Below are 17496 nucleotides of genomic sequence, written 5' to 3'. Positions count from 1 at the left end.
GGAGGCGGGTAGCTGGGCACCAACGCCGGCCGCTGCTGGGCACCAACGCCGAGCGCTGGTGGGCGCCGACGCCTGGCGCTGGTGAGCGCCAGCGCCTGGCGCTGGTGGGCGCCGACGCCGAGACTGAAAATCTGCAGAGAAAGTTCGAGTAAACCCCTGCAAATTTTCAGTTTCGGCGAGACGGTGGCTACCGGCAGCCCGACGGCGGCTCCACGCAGCCCAGCGGCAGGCGAAACGGCGCCCCGGCGGCGAAACGGCACCTCACGGCGGCGAGCCGGTGGCTATCGGCAGCCCGACGGCGACTCCACGCAGCCCAGCGGCAGCCGAAACGACGCTGGTCGTCGGCGCGCTCGCGATTGCGGTGGCGACGGCGCGCTCGGCGCTGGTCGATCGGATGCGCAGGGCTTTACCCCACGTCAACCGGATCAGTGGCGCGCTGCTGGTACTGGTCGGACTGTACGTCGGCTACTACGGCCTGTATGAGATCCGGCTGTTCCATGCCAACGGTGATCCGCGGGACGCGGTGATCACCGCAGCCGGGCGGCTGCAGGGCAGGCTCGCCGGTTGGGTGCACCAGCACGGTGGTTGGCCGTGGCTGGGGCGGTCGGCGTCGTCGTGATCGGCGCGATCGTGGGCACCTGGTGGAGCCGCACCCGGAAGGCGCCGAGACGAGACGTGGCTGACGGCTAGCGCAACCAGCCGCGTCGGCGGCCCCAGATGTCGCGGACCAGGACGAACAGCGTGAGCGCGGCGAAACCCAGCAGGAACCAGTCTTCGACGTGGCCGACGTGGTTGCCGCGCAACATCGCCAACAGGAAGACGACGGCGAACACGCCCACCCCGTACCAGGTGCGGTAGTTGATCCTGCTCCATCCCCAACGCGCGGACGGCACTTCAGCTTCGTCGACGTCGCCGATGAACGGCTCCACCTCGGTACTGCGCACAGTGATCCCTCCCCTCTATGACTCGGACTGACCCATTCTGGCACAGGCGGATTCCCCCGGGGCAGGTCTGCTCCCGGGGGACCGCCGCGACCGGACTATGCAGGCGGCATCAGCACCGTGTCGATCATGTACACCTGCGCGTTGGCCGTTGACACCCCGCCGCAGACCAGGCCGGCGTTGTTGACCCGGATGTTGTTGCCCTGGCCCGTCACGGTCACGCTGGCGCCCTGCAGGGTCCGGTGCGTCCCGAGCACCCGGGCCGGACTGGCCTGACCTGCCACCACGTGGTAGGTCAGGATGTTGTTCAGCATCGCCGAATCCGTCTTGAGCTGGTCAATCGTGGCCGGCGGCAGCTTGTTGAACGCGGCGTCGGTGGGCGCGAACACCGTGTACTGGCCGCTGTTGAGGGTGTCGACCAGGTTCACCTGCGGGTTGAGCTTGCCGGACAGCGCCGAGGTCAGCGTAGTCAGCATGGGGTTGTTCGCCGCTGCCTCGGTGACCGGCACCTGCGACATGCCCTGCACGGACGCCGGCCCGCTGGGATTCATCGCGGCGTAGTCCGCGCAGCCGGGCCCCACCAGGTCACTGGCCGACGCGGTGGGGGCCAGGGCCACGCCGAAGGCCACCCCGCCGGCCATCAGTGCGGCCGCGAAACCGGTTGGTGCAATTGACTTTCTAGCGTTCATGGTCGTTCTCCTCGCTGAGTGCTGGCTATCCCCGACATAGCTGCTTCGGAGCGAACCCCGTTCCGGATGGGTGTCAGCCGTAAGTGAACGAAAAAAGCTGCAGTCCTTTGGTCGGACGCACCTCGATGGTTCCGCCGGACTGCGCGGCATCGCCGACGATCTGGTGAGAGGTCGGCGGCCCGCTGATGGGCAACACGGTGGGTTTGCCGTTGCGCAGCACCGTGAGCGTGCCGGTGCCACCGACGACGGCATAGATGTTCTTGGCGTGGTAATTGAGTTTGAGGCCCGAATTGTCTCCAGCCGCAGTCGCGCCCTGGTAGTCCAACGACCACTGACCGTTCAACGCGAAGCTGTCCGAGGACAGGCTCGGCGGATAGCTGAACGTCGCCGTTCCTTCGTCGTAGCCGCCGCCACCGCCGTAGTTGACGGCCTTGCCCACGGCCAAGTAGGTCTCGGCGGTGGTGAACGATTTCGGTGTCAGATCGGGCGCACCCACCGGGGGCGGCAGCTTGACGCCCGGGTTGGCGTCGGTGAGCAGTTGTCGGATCAGCTGCTCAGTGGTGTCGTAGTCGCCTTCGCCGAACTTCAGGTGCCGCACTGTGCCGCCGGCGTCGATCAGGTATTCGGCGGGCCAGTAACTGTTGTGGTAGTTCGTCCATGTCGAGAAGCTGTTGTCCAGTGCGACTGGGTATCTGATGCCCAGATCGGCTGCGCCTTTGGCGACATTTTCCGGCACTTTCTCGAACGCGTACTCCGGGGTGTGCACGCCGACGACTTCCAGACCGCTGTCGTGGTACGCCTGATACCAGCCCACCACGTGCGGTATGGCCCGCTGGCAGTTGATGCACGAATAGGCCCAGAAGTCGATCAGAACCACCTTGCCGCGCAACGCATTCAACGCGATCGGCTGACCGCCGGGAGTGTTCAGCCAGTCGGTAATGCCTCTGAGATCCGGTGCGGTGCCGCAATTCATCAGCCGGGGGCCGCCATTGGTGCAGGTGGACAGCAGTGCGTTTGCGTCGATTCCGCCGCCGAGCTGTTGCCGGATCTGTTCGGTGCCACCCACCTTGTCCTGCAGCGGCGCGGTGTAATCCGGGAGAGCGCGTTGCAGCGCGGCCGGGAGGTTGAACACCAGCGCGACCGCAAGCAGTATCGTCACGATTCCGGCACCGATCCGAATTTCGCGTTGATGACGTCGAAACGCACTGACGCGCTGGGCTACCCGTTGCCCGGCCAGTGCGAAAAACAGCAGTGGCAATGCCGCGCCGCAGGCGAACGTAGCGGTGAGCACGACGGTTCCCACGCCGATCTGTGCGGTTGCGCCGGCCACGACGATCGCGGCCAGCACTGGCCCCGCGCACGGCACGTACAGCACTCCGAGTGCCAGGCCGAGGCCGAAACCGTTGCCGCGAGTGATGATTTGCTGCCGCGGTATCCGCGCGAACGGCCGCTCGATCAACTGCTCGAAGCGCGGGAAGATGAGTCCGACACCGATCGCCACCAATGCGATCAGTGCCACCCAGCGGATCACGTCCTGCGGGAGGTGCAGTGCCGACAGCATCGCCGAACCGAGCAGGGTGACCACACTGAAGCTGAGCACCAAACCACCGATCACCCGGTAAGGGCGAGACGCCTCCGGTTTGGTCTGGACGGCTACCGCACCCTCGGATTGCGTTGGCGCAGCGCTGTTTGCGCCGGAGAAGAAGATCACCGGAAGCACGGGCAGGATGCACGGCGATATCCCGGTGATGAGTCCACCGAGAAAGCCGATCAGCGCGAGAGTCCACATGTCGTTTATTCGTTACGGCGCGCGCTTCGGATTGGTTCAGCAGCCGGCCGAAACGTCGGTGACCGATCTCCGGCCGGTGGGTTCTGCGTGGCGTATTCAGAGCATTGGGAGTGGGGCGCGGCCACAGGGAAGCAATCGATAGAAAGCGGCACAAGCGGAATTGAAAGAAAGCGGCACAATGGGTGGGTGACTATCTCTGGCGACCGGTCCCCGCAAGGCCGGGTGCGCGTGTTGGTGCTGGGCAGCACCGGCTCCATCGGTACCCAGGCACTGCAGGTCATCGCCGAAAACCCGGACCGCTTTGAGGTCGTCGGACTCGCCGCCGGGGGTCGCAATCTCGACACCCTACTTCGGCAACGCGCCGCCACCGGGGTGAGCAATATCGCCGTGGCCGATTCCGCGGCCGCCGAACACGTCGGTGACATCCCGTTCACCGGCCCCGAGGCCGCGACCCGCTTGGTAGAAGAGACAGAGGCCGAAGTAGTGCTCAACGCGCTGGTAGGGGCGCTGGGTCTGCGCCCCACGCTGGCCGCGCTGGAATCCGGCGCCCGGCTGGCATTGGCCAACAAGGAGTCCCTGGTCGCCGGCGGACCACTGGTGCTGCGCGCGGCCCGGCCTGGCCAGATCGTGCCCGTCGACTCCGAGCACTCCGCGCTGGCGCAATGCCTGCGCGCGGGCGCCGCCGGCGAAGTCGCCAAATTGGTACTGACCGCGTCCGGCGGTCCGTTCCGCGGCTGGTCGGCCACGGAACTCGAGCACGCCACCCCCGAACAGGCCGGCGCCCATCCCACCTGGTCGATGGGTCCGATGAACACGCTGAACTCGGCGTCGCTGGTCAACAAAGGTCTCGAACTCATCGAGACACACCTGTTGTTCGGCATCCCGTACGACGCCATCGACGTCGTCGTCCACCCGCAGTCGATCGTGCATTCCATGGTGACCTTCAACGACGGGTCAACGATCGCCCAAGCCAGTCCGCCGGACATGAAACTGCCGATCTCGCTGGCGCTGGGCTGGCCGCACCGGGTCGCCGGCGCGGCCTCAGCTTGCGACTTCAGCACCGCCGCAAGCTGGGAATTCGAGCCGCTGGACAGCGACGTCTTCCCAGCCGTCGAGCTCGCGCGGCACGCCGGAGAGGCCGGCGGTTGCATGACCGCGGTCTACAACGCGGTGAACGAGGAGGCGGCGCAGGCCTTTCTCGAGGGTCGGCTCAAATTCCCGGCGATTGTTGCCACCATCGCCGACGTGCTGCACGGCGCCGACCAATGGGCCGCTGAACCAGCTACCGTGGATGACGTACTCGAGGCGCAGCACTGGGCCCGCTCGCGGGCGCACCGTGCGGTCGCGACAGCAAGCTCGGCGCCCATCAGAGTCTCCGGCTTGGCATGAGAAAGGTCGTAACAGGCGGATGATGTTCGTTATCGGCATTGTGCTGTTTGCGCTGGCCATCCTCATTTCCGTAGCACTGCACGAATGCGGACACATGTGGGCGGCGAGGGCTACCGGTATGAAGGTGCGGCGCTACTTCGTCGGCTTCGGTCCCACGCTGTGGTCCACCCGGCGCGGGGAAACCCAATACGGCGTCAAAGCCATCCCGGCCGGCGGTTTCTGCGACATCGCCGGCATGACCCCGGTCGAGGAACTGGCGCTCGACGAGCAGGATCGCGCCATGTACAAGCAGGCGACGTGGAAGCGCGTCGCGGTGCTGTTCGCCGGGCCGGGCATGAATTTCGTGATCTGCCTCGTGCTGCTCTACGCCATCGCGCTGATCTGGGGGCTGCCGAACCTGCATCCGTCCACCCAGGCCATCGTCGGCGAAACCGGCTGTGTCGCCCAGGAGGTTTCCCAGGGCAAGCTGGACCAATGCAACGGACAGGGCCCCGCGGCGCTGGCCGGAATCCGGGTCGGTGACGTCGTCGTCAAGGTCGGTGACACCCCCGTCACCACCTTCGAGGAGATGGCGACCGCCGTGCGCAAGCAGCACGGCACCGTTCCGGTCGTCGTCAACCGGGACGGCAAGACCATCACCACCTACGTCAGCGTCGAGAACACCCGCCGCTACGTTCCCACCGGGCAGGGCAAGCAGTTCGAGCCCGCCACCGTCGGTGCCATCGGGGTAGGGGCGCCGCGCAACGAGCCGACGCAGTACAACGCGCTCACCGCGGTGCCCGGCACCATCGCGTTCACCGGCCAGTTGACCGTCGAGGTCGGCAAGTCGCTGGCCGCCATCCCGACCAAGGTCGGCGCGCTGTTCAATGCGATCGGTGGCGGGGAGCGTGACCCGCAGACCCCGATGAGCGTGGTCGGGGCCAGCATCATCGGCGGCGACACCGTCGACCACGGGCTGTGGGTCGCGTTCTGGTTCTTCCTGGCGCAGCTGAACCTCATCCTCGGTGCCATCAACCTGCTGCCGTTGTTGCCTTTCGACGGCGGCCACATCGCGGTCGCGGTGTACGAAAAGATCCGCAACATGATCAGATCGGCGCGCGGCAAGGTGGCCGCGGCGCCGGTGAACTACCTCAAGCTGATGCCGGCGACCTACGTGGTGCTGATCTTCGTGGTCGGCTACATGCTGTTGACCGTCACCGCTGACCTGGTCAACCCCATCCGGCTCTTCCAATAGAGAGAGAAGGCGAAATCAAGTGACCGTTGGCCTGGGCATGCCGCAATCGCCGGCGCCCACGCTGGCCCCTCGGCGCACCACCCGTCAGCTGATGGTTCGCGACGTCGGGGTGGGCAGCGACTACCCGATCTCGGTGCAATCGATGTGCACCACCAAGACGCACGACGTCAACGCGACCTTGCAGCAGATCGCCGAACTGACCGCTACCGGCTGCGACATCGTCAGAGTGGCCTGCCCCCGGCAGGAGGACGCCGACGCGCTGGCCGAGATCGCCCGGCATAGCCAGATACCCGTCATCGCTGACATCCACTTCCAGCCGAAGTACATCTTCGCCGCCATCGACGCCGGGTGCGCGGCCGTCCGCGTCAACCCGGGCAACATCAAGGAATTCGACGGCCGGGTCGGCGAAGTCGCCAAAGCCGCTGGCGCCGCGGGCATCCCGATCCGCATCGGCGTCAACGCGGGGTCGCTGGACAAGCGGTTCATGCAGAAGTACGGCAAGGCCACCCCCGAGGCGCTGGTCGAATCGGCGCTCTGGGAGGCCTCGCTGTTCGAAGAACACGGCTTCGGCAACATCAAGATCAGCGTCAAGCACAACGACCCGGTGGTGATGGTCGCCGCTTATGAGCAACTCGCCGCCCAGTGCGACTACCCGCTGCACCTGGGCGTCACCGAGGCTGGGCCCGCGTTCCAAGGCACCATCAAGTCCGCGGTGGCCTTCGGTGCGTTGTTGTCGAAGGGCATCGGCGACACCATCCGGGTCTCCCTGTCGGCCCCGCCGGTCGAAGAAGTCAAGGTGGGCACCCAGATACTCGAGTCGCTCAACCTGCGACCGCGGTCGCTGGAGATTGTGTCGTGCCCGTCGTGTGGGCGCGCCCAGGTGGACGTGTACACCCTGGCGAACGAAGTCACCGCGGGCTTGGACGGTCTGGACGTTCCGCTGCGGGTCGCCGTGATGGGTTGCGTCGTGAACGGTCCGGGCGAAGCTCGCGAGGCCGACCTGGGTGTTGCCTCCGGCAACGGCAAGGGTCAGATCTTCGTCAAGGGTGAAGTGATCAAGACCGTGCCCGAGGCGCAGATCGTCGAGACCCTGATCGAGGAAGCCATGCGACTGGCGGAGCAGATGGGTTCGGAAGTCGAAACATCCGAAACCGATCCCGGGACGGCAACAAGCGGTTCGCCTATTGTGACCGTAAGCTGAGAACCGCCAAGTTCACTGCCTTCGGTTCGCACCACAGAGAGTTATGCGATGTCGGCTCCGCCCATCTTGCGCCTTGTCGGCGAGCGACGGGTCTCGGTGGTGCGTGACGCCGCCGCCGTGTGGCGGGTGTTGAACGACAACCCGGTCGAATCCTGCATGGTGGCCGCGCGCGTGGCCGACTACGGCGTCGAACCGAATTCGATCGGTGGCGAACTCTGGACGGTTCGCGGCGCGCACGAGTCGCTCTGTTTTGCCGGTGCCAACCTGATTCCGCTGCGCGGCAACCTGATCGACCTCAACGCGTTCGCCGACGAGGCGAAGAGCACGGCGCGTCGCTGTTCATCGCTGGTCGGCCGAGCGGACTTGGTGCTCCCCATGTGGCAGCGGCTGGAGCCGGCCTGGGGGCCGGCGCGTGACGTGCGCGCCGACCAACCCCTGATGGCACTCAACACCCATCCCAACTGTGCGCTCGACACCGAGGTCCGACAGGTGCGTCCGGAAGAACTCGACGCTTACCTGGTCGCCGCGGTGGACATGTTCATCGGTGAAGTCGGGGTCGACCCGCGCCTCGGCGACGGGGGCCGTGGCTACCGCCGCCGGGTGGCCAACCTGATCGCGGCCGGGCGCGCCTGGGCCCGCTTCGAGCACGGGCAGGTGGTCTTCAAGGCGGAGGTCGGATCTCAGTCGCCGTCCGTCGGGCAGATCCAGGGTGTGTGGGTGCACCCGGAGCGGCGCGGGCTGGGCATGGGCACCGCGGGGACTGCGACGCTTGCCGCCGTCATTGTCGGCAGCGGGCGGATCGCCAGCCTTTACGTCAACGACTTCAACGCGGTGGCCCGCGCCGCCTACGCGCGAGTGGGTTTCAAAGAAGTCGGCACGTTCGCCACGGTCCTGCTCGACTGAGCCGACCGCGAATCGCCGTCCGAACCGCACCGGCAAATCCGGCTGAGAACCGCAGCCATGTTCGGTTGGTGGCGCATAACGGTTGCATCTCGGTGTGTCGGCGCTGTTGTAACCGAATAAGTTCTTAACATCAGTAACGATGGCAACTAAGACAACTCTGGCCTCATCTGTCGCAGGCATGATGCTGCTCGCAGTCGTCGCGCTGCCAGGATGTACGCCCAAGCCCGAGGGTCCCGGTCCGGCAGCCGAGAAGTTCCTGTCCGCGCTGTCCGTGGGTGACACAGCCACGGCCGCCCAGCTCAGCGACAGCCCCAACGACGCCCGCGAAGCGCTCAACGCCGCCTGGTCGGGTCTGCAGGCCACGCATCTGGATACGCAGGTGCTCAGCTCGAAGTACGCCGAGGACACCGGCTCGGTCCGGTACCGCTTCACCTGGCACCTGCCGAAAAACCGGACGTGGACCTACGACGGCCAGCTGAAAATGGCTCGTGACGAGGGGCACTGGCACGTGCGGTGGGCAACTACCGGGTTGCATCCCAAACTCGGCGAGCACCAGACGTTCGCGCTGCGGGCCGACCAACCGCGGCGAGCCTCGGTGAATGAACTCGGCGGCTCCGACGTACTGGCGCCGGGCTACATCTATCACTACGCGTTGGACGCCAGCAAGGCCGGACCCGCCCTGATCGGGACGGCGCATGCGGTGGTGGACGCGCTGCGCCCGTTCAACGACACCCTGAACGACCCGCAACTCCTCGCCGAAACGGCCAGCTCGGCGACCGAACCGGTGGATCTGGTGACGCTGCTGCCCGACGACAGCAATCGGGTCTTCCCGGCCATCGGCACCCTGCCCGGCGTGGTGATCACCCCCCAAGCCGAACTGCTGCCCACCGACCCGCACTTCGCGCCGGCCGTGATGGCCGAAGTGAAGAAGGCTGTTGTCGACGAACTCGACGGCCAGGCAGGATGGCGGATCGTCAGCACCAACCAGAACGGTGTCGACGTCGCGGTGCTGCATGAGGTGGAGGGGTCGCCGGCACCCTCGGTTTCGATCACGCTGGACCGGGCGGTGCAGGACGCCGCCCAGCATGCGGTCGACACCAGGGGCGGCAAAGCGATGCTGGTCGTGCTCAAGCCGTCGACCGGGGAAATCCTGGCGATCGCGCAGAACGGCGGCGCGAACGCCGAGGGCCTGCCCGCCACCATGGGCCTCTATCCGCCAGGGTCGACGTTCAAGATGGTCACCGCGGGCGCGGCTGTCGAACGCGACATGGCCACCCCCAACACGATGCTGGGCTGCCCCGGCCACCTCGACATCGGCCATCGCACCATTCCCAACTACGGCGGTTTCGACCTCGGCGTGGTGCCGCTGTCACGAGCGTTCGCCAGTTCGTGCAACACCACGTTCGCCGAGCTGAGCAGCAAAATGCCGCCGCGCGGACTGACCCAGGCCGCCGCCCGCTACGGGATCGGACTGGACTATCAGATCGAGGGCCTCACCACGGTGACCGGTTCGGTGCCGCCGACGGTCGACCTGACCGAGCGCACCGAGGACGGTTTCGGCCAGGGCCGCGTGCTGGCCAGCCCGTTCGGCATGGCACTGGTGGCTGCCACCGTCGCCGCGGGTCAGACCCCGGTGCCCCAGCTGATCGTCGGCCGGCCGACCACCGTCGCCGGCGACAACACCCCGATCAGCCCGAAAATGGTCGAGGCGTTGCGGCCGATGATGCGGCTGGTGGTCACCAACGGCACCGCCAAAGAGATCGCGGGCTGCGGCGAGATCTACGGAAAGACCGGTGAAGCCGAATTCGCCGGCGGATCCCACTCCTGGTTCGCCGGATACCGCGGCGACCTGGCTTTCGCGGCGCTCATCGTCGGGGGTGGCAGCTCCGAATACGCGGTCCGGATGACCAAGGTGATGTTCGACTCGCTGCCACCCGGCTACCTGGCTTAACGCAGCTACCAGCCCTGCATTGCGGGTAAATTGCGAGGGTGAGTTGCGGGGACGGCGATGACTGAGACCGGCGGGGACATGCTGCCAATGCGGGTGTCGGACGCCGACCGCAACGGCACGATGCGGCGGCTCAACGACGCTCTGGCGCTCGGCTTGATCGACATCGACGAATTCGAGCAACGGTCACGGCAGGTCTCCTTCGCCCGGACCCGAGACGAACTGGACGGGTTGGTCGGCGACCTGCCCAGGCCGGGGTCGATCGTCACCTCTGCCACCGACCGGGTGGAACTGCGTGGCTGGGCGGGTTCGCTCAAACGTCATGGCGAATGGACCGTGCCCACCAGGCTGTCGCTGGTACGACGCTTCGGCAACATCGACCTCGACCTGACCAAGGCCCGCTTCGCCGGACCCGTGGTGGTAATCGAGATCGACATGAAATTCGGCTCTTTGGACCTGCGGCTTCCCGACGGCGCCAGCGCCTCGATCGATGACGTCGAGGCCTATGTCGGCAGTGCCACCGACCGCCGCAGAGATCCACCGGCCGAAGGCAACCCGCACGTGGTCCTGACGGGTCAGCTGGTGTTCGGGTCGGTGATCATCCGCGGTCCCCGCCGGGCGCTGCTGCGGCGCCCTCGCTTCAGTTAGCGCCGTCAGTTCGTCCGAGCGCACAGGCGCTTTCGCCGAGGCTGAAAAGCTGCAGGGAAAGTGCGAGTGCGACGCTGCTGGATTTCAGTCTCGGCGACGCAGGCGGTTCAGTCTCGACGACGCATGCGATTCAGTCTCGACGACGCTGCTGGATTTCAGTCTCGGCAGCGTTTGCGTTGAGCAGCTGCGACGGTCGACGTGCGACGGTGCCGGCTGAAGCTCGCTAAGCTGTCTGCCATGCCTGCCCGTACCGCGCTCGCTCCCGGCGTGATCGCCCCGACGCTGCCGGTTCCCACGTGGATCGCGCGCCCGGAATACGTGGGCAAGCCCACCGCCAAAGAGGGCAGCGAGCCGTGGGTGCAGGAGCCCGAGGTGATTGAGAAGATGCGCGTCGCCGGCCAGATCGCGGCGCGCGCGCTGCAGGAGGCGGGCAAGGCCGTCGCACCCGGCGTCAGCACCGACCAACTCGACCGCATCGCGCACGAATACATGGTGGACAACGGCGCCTACCCATCGACGCTGGGCTACAAGGGCTTTCCCAAATCGTGCTGCACGTCGCTCAACGAGGTCATCTGCCACGGCATCCCGGACTCGACCGTGATCGAAGACGGCGACATCGTCAACATCGACGTCACCGCCTACATCAACGGGGTGCACGGCGACACCAACGCGACCTTCCTGGCCGGCGATGTCTCCGAAGAGCACCGGCTGCTGGTGGAACGCACCCACGAGGCCACAATGCGCGCGATCAACGCCGTCAAGCCCGGACGAGCGCTGTCGGTGGTCGGCCGCGTCATCGAAGCGTACGCAAATCGGTTCGGCTACAACGTTGTTCGTGACTTCACCGGCCACGGTATCGGCACCACGTTCCACAACGGTCTGGTGGTCTTGCACTACGATCAGCCCGCCGTCGAGACCATCATCCAGCCGGGCATGACCTTCACCATCGAGCCGATGATCAATCTCGGCGCACTGGACTACGAGATCTGGGACGACGGTTGGACGGTGGTGACCAGGGACCGCAAGTGGACCGCTCAGTTCGAGCACACGCTGCTGGTCACCGACACCGGCGCCGAGATCCTCACGTTGCCGTGAGGTGCCGCGGTTAGGGTGACCGGGGCGCTGCTGGTTGCCGGCACCACGTCCGATGCCGGGAAGTCCACGGTGGTCGCCGGTTTGTGCCGCCTACTGGCCCGCCGGGGGGTCAAAGTCGCGCCGTTCAAGGCGCAGAACATGTCCAACAACTCGGCGGTCACCATCGAGGGTGGCGAGATCGGCCGGGCCCAGGCGATTCAGGCTCGTGCTGCCGGGTTGGAGCCCAGTGTGCGCTTCAATCCCATCCTGCTCAAGCCGGGTAGCGACCGCACGTCCCAACTGGTGATCAACGGTCAACTAGCCGAGTCGGTCACGGCGACAAGCTACTTCGCCCATCGAGAGGGCCTTGCCGACATCGTTTACCGCGAATTGGCTTCCCTGCGCACGGATTTCGATGTGGTGATCTGCGAGGGCGCCGGATCTCCCGCCGAAATCAATTTGCGATCCACCGATTTGGCGAACATGGGGCTGGCCCGCGCGGCGCGGTTACCGGTGATCCTGGTCGGTGACATAGATCGCGGCGGCTTGCTGGCTCACCTCTTCGGAACGGTCGCGGTGCTCGAACCCGAGGATCAGGCACTGATCACCGGCTTCGTCGTCAACAAGTTTCGCGGTGATCGCGCTCTGTTGGAACCCGGCTTGAAGCAACTGCAGGAATTGACCGGCCGCCCCACCTACGGGGTGCTGCCCTACGCCGACGACCTGTGGCTGGATGCCGAAGACTCGCTGTCGGTCGTAGCGCACCGCATCGTGGGCACCCCGGCGCCACCGCGCGGGCAGGAATGGCTGCGGGTGGCGGCCGTTCGGCTGCCCCGGATCTCGAACTCCACCGACGTCGAGGCGCTGGCCTGCGAACCAGGTGTGCTGGTCCGCTGGATTACCGACCCTGCCGATGTCGCGGATGCAGACCTGGTCGTGCTACCTGGCAGCAAAGCAACCGTTGCCGACCTGTCCTGGCTGCGGGAGCGGGGCCTGGCCGCCGCGATCGGCCACCACGCCGGCGCCGGGAAGCCCGTGGTGGGCATTTGCGGGGGATTCCAAATGCTGTGCCGGCGCATCGAGGATGCGGTGGAGTCGCGCGCCGGTGTGGTGCCGGGCCTGGGACTGCTGGACGCCGACGTCACCTTCGGGCCGCAGAAGGTGCTGCGCCGCTGGCAACCACCACTGACCGGATACGAGATACACCACGGGCGACTCAGCCGGTGCGCCGAAAACAGCTGGTTCGAGGTCGGCTCGGAACCGCAGGGCATCAAGGCTGGGGCCGTGTTCGGCACCCACTGGCACGGGCTGCTCGACAACGACGGATTCCGGCGTGCGCTGCTGTCCGAGGCCGCCGCAGCGGCCGGGCGCACCCGATTCGTGGTGGCCGACGACGTCGATGTCGCGGCGCGTCGCGACGCCCAACTCGATCTGGTGGCCGACCTGCTGGCCGCGCACCTGGACATCGACGCCGTCCTGACCCTGCTGGACGGGCCGCCGCCCGGGCTTCCGCAGCTGGCCAGCGAATTGCGTTTCGGGTGAAGCGCCGTCGATTACGTGCCTGTGACGTGGGTTAACGCTGATGGAAGCATCGGTAGACGATGTTTTGGGTCGCCCGCGGGCAGTCAAACTGCGGTAGCTTGCGGTAGTGCCCACATTGATGACGACACTTGATGGATTCGCCGTTCCGGTGAGTGTGTCCGGGCCGGAAAACGGCACCGTCGTTGTCGTGCTAGCCGCGGAGCAGCGCCCGCCCGGCGCGTACGACGCACTGTGCGAGCGCCTTCATAATGCGTCGCTGCGCACCGTCGTCATCGGCGCAGACCCTCGCCTGACCGCCAAATCGGTTATCGGCCTGCTGGACTCGTTGGGCGTTTCCTGGGCGGTGGTGGTGGGCGACCGCGCCAGCGCCGACCTGGCCTGGGAGCTGGCCGCGACCAGATTGGGCCGGTTCGCTGGTCTGGTCGCGATCGACCGGCCGCACCCCCGGGTTCCTGATCCGCACGGCGCAATCCGGGACGACAACTGCCCGCCGGTGGAGATCGCGACCACTGTCCTGGTGAGCTCGCCGGCCGCGCGGGACGCGGCACGGGAAGGTCAGCGGTTCGTCTTCGGCGACTACCGGGTGGTGGACCTGCTCGGGCGGCGCAACGCGCACGAGTCCACCGCACAGCTGGCCACCGAGATCGTGCTGCGCACCAGCGGCTGGTAGCCGGCTCATGGCTGGACAGCTCACGCGGGACGACCTGGAACACCTGGTCGCGGCCGGTGAGATAGACACGGTCATCGTGGCGTTCACCGACATGCAGGGCCGGCTTGTCGGCAAACGGGTGGCAGGTCAGTTCTTCGTCGACCAGGTGGCCGCTCACGGTGCCGAGTGCTGCAGTTACCTGCTGGCCGTCGACGTCGATGTGAACACCGTGCCCGGCTACGCCATGTCCAACTGGGAAACGGGCTACGGCGACATGGTGATGACGCCGGACCTGTCCACCCTGCGCCGCATTCCCTGGTTGCCGGGCACCGCGCTGGTGGTCGCCGACCTGTCCTGGGCCGACGGCAGCCCGGTCGTCATGTCACCGCGGGCGATTCTGCGCCGTCAGCTGGACCGGCTGCGGCAGCGGGGACTGTTCGCCGACGTGGCCACCGAGCTGGAGTTCATCGTGTTCGACCAGTCCTACCGGCAGGCATGGGCCGGGGGTTACCGCAACCTGACGCCCGCGAGCGACTACAACATCGACTACGCGATCATGGCGTCGTCGCGGATGGAGCCGTTGCTGCGCGACATCCGCCTGGGTATGCAGGGCGCTGGTCTGCGGGTCGAGGCCATCAAGGGTGAATGCAACACCGGTCAGCAGGAGATCGGATTCCGCTACGACGAAGCCCTGGTCACGTGCGACAACCACGCCGTCTACAAGAACGGCGCCAAAGAGATCGCCGACCAGCACGGCAAGAGCCTGACCTTCATGGCCAAATACGATGAGCGCGAAGGTAATAGCTGCCACATTCATCTCTCGCTACGCGATGCCGACGGCGCAGCGGTATTCGACGGTGCTGACGAGCCGCACGGCATGTCGGCCACGTTCCGCAGCTTCGTTGCCGGCCTGCTGGCCAGCCTGCGCGAACTCACCCTGTTCTTTGCGCCGAATATCAACTCCTACAAGAGGTTTGCCGACGGTAGCTTCGCCCCAACCGCCGTCGCATGGGGATTGGACAACCGCACCTGCGCGTTGCGGGTGGTGGGTCACGGACGCAGCATCCGGGTGGAGTGCCGGGTCCCCGGCGGCGACGTCAACCAGTACCTCGCGGTGGCGGCGCTGCTTGCCGCTGGTCTGTACGGTGTCGAGCAAGAGCTCGAGCTGGGTGAGCCCTACGCGGTAACGCGTATCAGGCCGATGATGTCGACCGGCTGCCCACCACGCTGAGCGAATCCGCGGCTCAGTTCGGCGCCTCGAAGCTGGCGCACAGCGCTTTCGGCGACGACGTGGTCGCCCACTACCTGAACAACGCGCAGGTGGAACTGGCGGCGTTCAACGCCGCGGTCACCGACTGGGAGAGGACTCGTGGTTTTGAACGCCTCTAGGGGCGACGGCAATTCGCCGGTCGTCGGATTGACGTCGTATCGCGAGCAGGTGCGGACCGGAGTCTGGGACATTCCCGCGGCCTACCTGCCCGCTGATTACTTCGAGGGCGTGTTGCTCGCCGGTGGCATCCCCGTCCTGCTGCCCCCGCAGCCCTTCACCGCCGACACCATCCACCGATTGCTGGACAGCCTGGACGCGTTGGTGATCACGGGCGGATACGACCTCGACCCCGCCGCCTACGGGCAGCAACCTCACCCCAGCACCGATGAACCGCGCGGGGACCGCGACGCGTGGGAGTTCGCGCTGTTACGCGCGGCGCTGCAGCGTCGGCTGCCGATCCTGGGCATCTGTCGCGGCGCCCAGCTGCTCAATGTCGTATGCGGGGGCACCTTGCACCAGGACCTCCCGGAGGTGCTGGGCCATTCCGGGCATCGCGCCGGCAACGGGGTGTTCAGCAGGCTGCCGGTGCGCACGGTGTCCGGAACCAGGGTGGCGGCGCTGATCGGTGAGTCCGCCGAGGTGCCGTGTTACCACCACCAGGCGATCGACCAGGTCGGGGAGGGGCTGGTGGTCAGTGCTTGGGACGTCGACGGAGTGGTGGAGGCGGTGGAGTTGCCCGGGGACACCTTTGTGCTTGCGGTGCAATGGCATCCCGAAAAGGCACTGGACGACCTGAGGTTGTTCACCGGCTTGATCGACGCCGCACGATCACCCGCACTCCGATGACCGCCATCGAGTTGGTCAATCCCGCCACGGAGGAAGTGCTGGGTTCGGTCGAACACGCCGACGTGGCCGCCGTGGATGACGCCGTTGCTCGGGCGAAGTCGGCGCAGCGGCGCTGGGCGCGTCTGGCGCCGGCCGAACGCGGCGCCGCCTTGCGTGCCTTCGCCGCCGTCGTCGACGCCCATGTCGACGAATTGGCCGCGCTGGAAGTAGCCAATTCCGGCCATCCGATCGGCTCGGCTGAGTGGGAGGCCGGCAACGTCCGTGACGTGCTGCAGTTTTACGCTGCAAGCCCGGAACGCTTGTCCGGCAAGCAGATTCCGGTCGCGGCCGGGATCGATGTCACCTTCCACGAGCCGATGGGCGTGGTCGGGGTGATCACACCGTGGAACTTCCCGATGGTGATCGCGACGTGGGGGATCGCGCCGGCCCTGGCCGCCGGCAATGCCGTGCTGGTCAAGCCCGCTGAATGGACACCCCTGACCACCATCCGGCTCGGCGAGTTGGCGGTCGAAGCCGGGCTGGACGCCGACCTGCTGCAGATACTGCCCGGCCGGGGATCGGTTGTGGGGGAACGCTTCGTCACCCACCCAGACGTCCGCAAGGTGGTGTTCACAGGGTCCACGGAAGTCGGCAAGAAGGTGATGGGCGGTGCGGCGGCGCAGGTGAAGCGAGTGACGCTGGAACTCGGCGGCAAGAGCGCCAACATCGTCTTCGCCGACTGCGACCTGGCGCGCGCGGCCGCGACTGCGCCGGCAGGGGTATTCGACAATGCCGGGCAGGACTGCTGCGCACGCAGCCGAATTCTGGTGCAGCGCAGTGTCTACGACCAGTTCATGGAGTTACTCGAGCCGGCGGTCAAGAGCGTCGTGGTGGGAGATCCGGCGGCGCGCGCCACCGAGATGGGTCCGCTGGTCTCCCGTGCGCACCGGCAGAAGGTGGCCTCCTACGTGCCCGCCGATGCACCCGTCGCCTTTCGCGGCACCGCGCCGAGTGGTCCCGGGTTCTGGTTTCCGCCAACGGTTCTCACTCCGCAGCGCACCGATCGCAGCGTCGCCGACGAGATTTTCGGACCCGTCGTCACCGTCTTGCCGTTCGATGACGAGGCCGATGCCGTCGCATTGGCCAACGACACCGAATATGGTTTGTCCGGGTCGATCTGGACCAACGACCTGTCTCGGGCATTCCGGGTGTCACGTGCGGTCGAATCCGGGAACCTTTCGGTGAATTCGCATTCCTCGGTGCGTTACAGCACCCCGTTCGGTGGTTTCAAGCAGTCGGGTCTGGGCCGTGAACTCGGTCCGGACACGCCCTTTCACTTCACCGAGACCAAGAACATCTTCATCGCGATTCAAGAGTTAAAAGAGGAGGCGTAG

At 66.5% G+C, this 17496-nt stretch carries 14 protein-coding genes and 2 pseudogenes; 13 read left to right on the top strand and 3 right to left on the bottom strand.

Annotated elements, in window-relative coordinates; all coding sequences use genetic code 11:
• Nucleotides 1-322: 322 nt before the first annotated feature.
• Nucleotides 323-690: pseudogene (locus A5636_RS18675) on the top strand (cytochrome c biogenesis protein CcdA); the annotation flags it as partial.
• Here the strand turns inward: A5636_RS18675 and A5636_RS18670 are convergent.
• The 3 genes from A5636_RS18670 to A5636_RS18660 form a co-directional block, all read right to left on the bottom strand.
• Complete coding sequence (locus tag A5636_RS18670; RefSeq protein WP_065160121.1) at nt 687-944, bottom strand: DUF2631 domain-containing protein; 258 nt, start codon at nt 942-944, stop codon at nt 687-689. The pseudogene A5636_RS18675 and the gene A5636_RS18670 overlap by 4 nt on opposite strands.
• Before the next feature lie 95 nt (nt 945-1039).
• Nucleotides 1040-1582, bottom strand: a complete 543-nt coding sequence (locus A5636_RS18665; protein WP_253900641.1) for a fasciclin domain-containing protein — start codon at nt 1580-1582, stop codon at nt 1040-1042.
• 121 nt (nt 1583-1703) lie between these two features.
• The gene (locus A5636_RS18660) at nt 1704-3419 is read right to left on the bottom strand and encodes a cytochrome c biogenesis protein DipZ (protein ID WP_065160119.1); all 1716 of its coding nucleotides are present in this window, start codon (nt 3417-3419) and stop codon (nt 1704-1706) included.
• Nucleotides 3420-3605: 186 nt separating this feature from the next.
• Between A5636_RS18660 and dxr the strand changes: the two genes are divergently transcribed.
• The 12 genes and pseudogenes from dxr to A5636_RS18600 all read left to right on the top strand — a co-directional run bounded on the left by dxr (nt 3606) and on the right by A5636_RS18600 (nt 17496).
• Nucleotides 3606-4808, top strand: coding sequence for a 1-deoxy-D-xylulose-5-phosphate reductoisomerase (gene dxr, locus A5636_RS18655; RefSeq protein ID WP_065160118.1), 1203 nt, complete (start codon nt 3606-3608; stop codon nt 4806-4808).
• A gap of 19 nt (nt 4809-4827) precedes the next feature.
• Entirely contained in the window at nt 4828-6042 is a 1215-nt protein-coding gene (locus tag A5636_RS18650; RefSeq protein WP_065160117.1) for a M50 family metallopeptidase, read from the top strand.
• A 19-nt stretch (nt 6043-6061) separates the two neighbouring features.
• On the top strand, nt 6062-7243 hold the full coding sequence (ispG, locus tag A5636_RS18645) for a flavodoxin-dependent (E)-4-hydroxy-3-methylbut-2-enyl-diphosphate synthase (RefSeq protein ID WP_065160116.1): 1182 nt from the start codon (nt 6062-6064) through the stop codon (nt 7241-7243).
• Nucleotides 7244-7291: 48 nt separating this feature from the next.
• The gene (locus A5636_RS18640) at nt 7292-8146 is read left to right on the top strand and encodes a GNAT family N-acetyltransferase (protein ID WP_065160115.1); all 855 of its coding nucleotides are present in this window, start codon (nt 7292-7294) and stop codon (nt 8144-8146) included.
• 139 nt (nt 8147-8285) lie between these two features.
• Nucleotides 8286-10097 (top strand): penicillin-binding transpeptidase domain-containing protein, encoded by a 1812-nt coding sequence (locus A5636_RS18635; protein ID WP_065160114.1) that lies wholly within the window; start codon nt 8286-8288, stop codon nt 10095-10097.
• 57 nt (nt 10098-10154) lie between these two features.
• A complete protein-coding gene (locus A5636_RS18630; RefSeq protein ID WP_065160113.1) occupies nt 10155-10742 on the top strand; it encodes a DUF1707 SHOCT-like domain-containing protein in 588 nt (195 codons plus the stop codon).
• Nucleotides 10743-10979: 237 nt separating this feature from the next.
• Nucleotides 10980-11837: a type I methionyl aminopeptidase gene (map, locus tag A5636_RS18625; protein WP_065160112.1), complete on the top strand. Its 858-nt coding sequence runs from the start codon at nt 10980-10982 to the stop codon at nt 11835-11837.
• A 15-nt stretch (nt 11838-11852) separates the two neighbouring features.
• A complete protein-coding gene (locus A5636_RS18620) occupies nt 11853-13358 on the top strand; it encodes a cobyric acid synthase (protein ID WP_065160111.1) in 1506 nt (501 codons plus the stop codon).
• Nucleotides 13359-13476: 118 nt separating this feature from the next.
• Nucleotides 13477-14028: an alpha/beta hydrolase gene (locus A5636_RS18615; protein ID WP_065160110.1), complete on the top strand. Its 552-nt coding sequence runs from the start codon at nt 13477-13479 to the stop codon at nt 14026-14028.
• A gap of 7 nt (nt 14029-14035) precedes the next feature.
• A pseudogene (locus tag A5636_RS18610) lies at nt 14036-15396 on the top strand (glutamine synthetase family protein).
• Nucleotides 15377-16123 carry a gamma-glutamyl-gamma-aminobutyrate hydrolase family protein gene (locus tag A5636_RS26255; RefSeq protein WP_155763889.1) on the top strand — a complete coding sequence of 249 codons (747 nt, stop codon included), beginning with the start codon at nt 15377-15379 and terminating at the stop codon, nt 16121-16123. The pseudogene A5636_RS18610 and the gene A5636_RS26255 overlap by 20 nt, the downstream one beginning before the upstream one ends.
• Nucleotides 16120-17496: an aldehyde dehydrogenase family protein gene (locus tag A5636_RS18600; protein WP_065160109.1), complete on the top strand. Its 1377-nt coding sequence runs from the start codon at nt 16120-16122 to the stop codon at nt 17494-17496. Before A5636_RS26255 ends, A5636_RS18600 begins: the two co-directional genes overlap by 4 nt.

It is taken from the genome of Mycobacterium asiaticum, assembly GCF_001673315.1.
Lineage (GTDB): Bacteria > Actinomycetota > Actinomycetes > Mycobacteriales > Mycobacteriaceae > Mycobacterium > Mycobacterium asiaticum_B.
Note: the sequence above shows the minus strand (reverse complement) of the source record. Positions and strands in the feature narration are given on the sequence as shown.

Excerpts from the sequence above, each read along its gene's own strand:
- A5636_RS18665 (WP_253900641.1), bottom strand. The coding sequence starts at position 1,582 with ATGGCCGGCGGGGTGGCCTTCGGCGTGGCCCTGGCCCCCACCGCGTCG.
- A5636_RS18660 (WP_065160119.1), bottom strand. The coding sequence starts at position 3,419 with ATGTGGACTCTCGCGCTGATCGGCTTTCTCGGTGGACTCATCACCGGG.
- A5636_RS18650 (WP_065160117.1), top strand. The coding sequence starts at position 4,828 with ATGATGTTCGTTATCGGCATTGTGCTGTTTGCGCTGGCCATCCTCATT.
- A5636_RS18640 (WP_065160115.1), top strand. The coding sequence starts at position 7,292 with ATGTCGGCTCCGCCCATCTTGCGCCTTGTCGGCGAGCGACGGGTCTCG.
- A5636_RS18635 (WP_065160114.1), top strand. The coding sequence starts at position 8,286 with ATGGCAACTAAGACAACTCTGGCCTCATCTGTCGCAGGCATGATGCTG.
- A5636_RS18630 (WP_065160113.1), top strand. The coding sequence starts at position 10,155 with ATGACTGAGACCGGCGGGGACATGCTGCCAATGCGGGTGTCGGACGCC.
- map (WP_065160112.1), top strand. The coding sequence starts at position 10,980 with ATGCCTGCCCGTACCGCGCTCGCTCCCGGCGTGATCGCCCCGACGCTG.
- A5636_RS18615 (WP_065160110.1), top strand. The coding sequence starts at position 13,477 with ATGACGACACTTGATGGATTCGCCGTTCCGGTGAGTGTGTCCGGGCCG.
- A5636_RS18600 (WP_065160109.1), top strand. The coding sequence starts at position 16,120 with ATGACCGCCATCGAGTTGGTCAATCCCGCCACGGAGGAAGTGCTGGGT.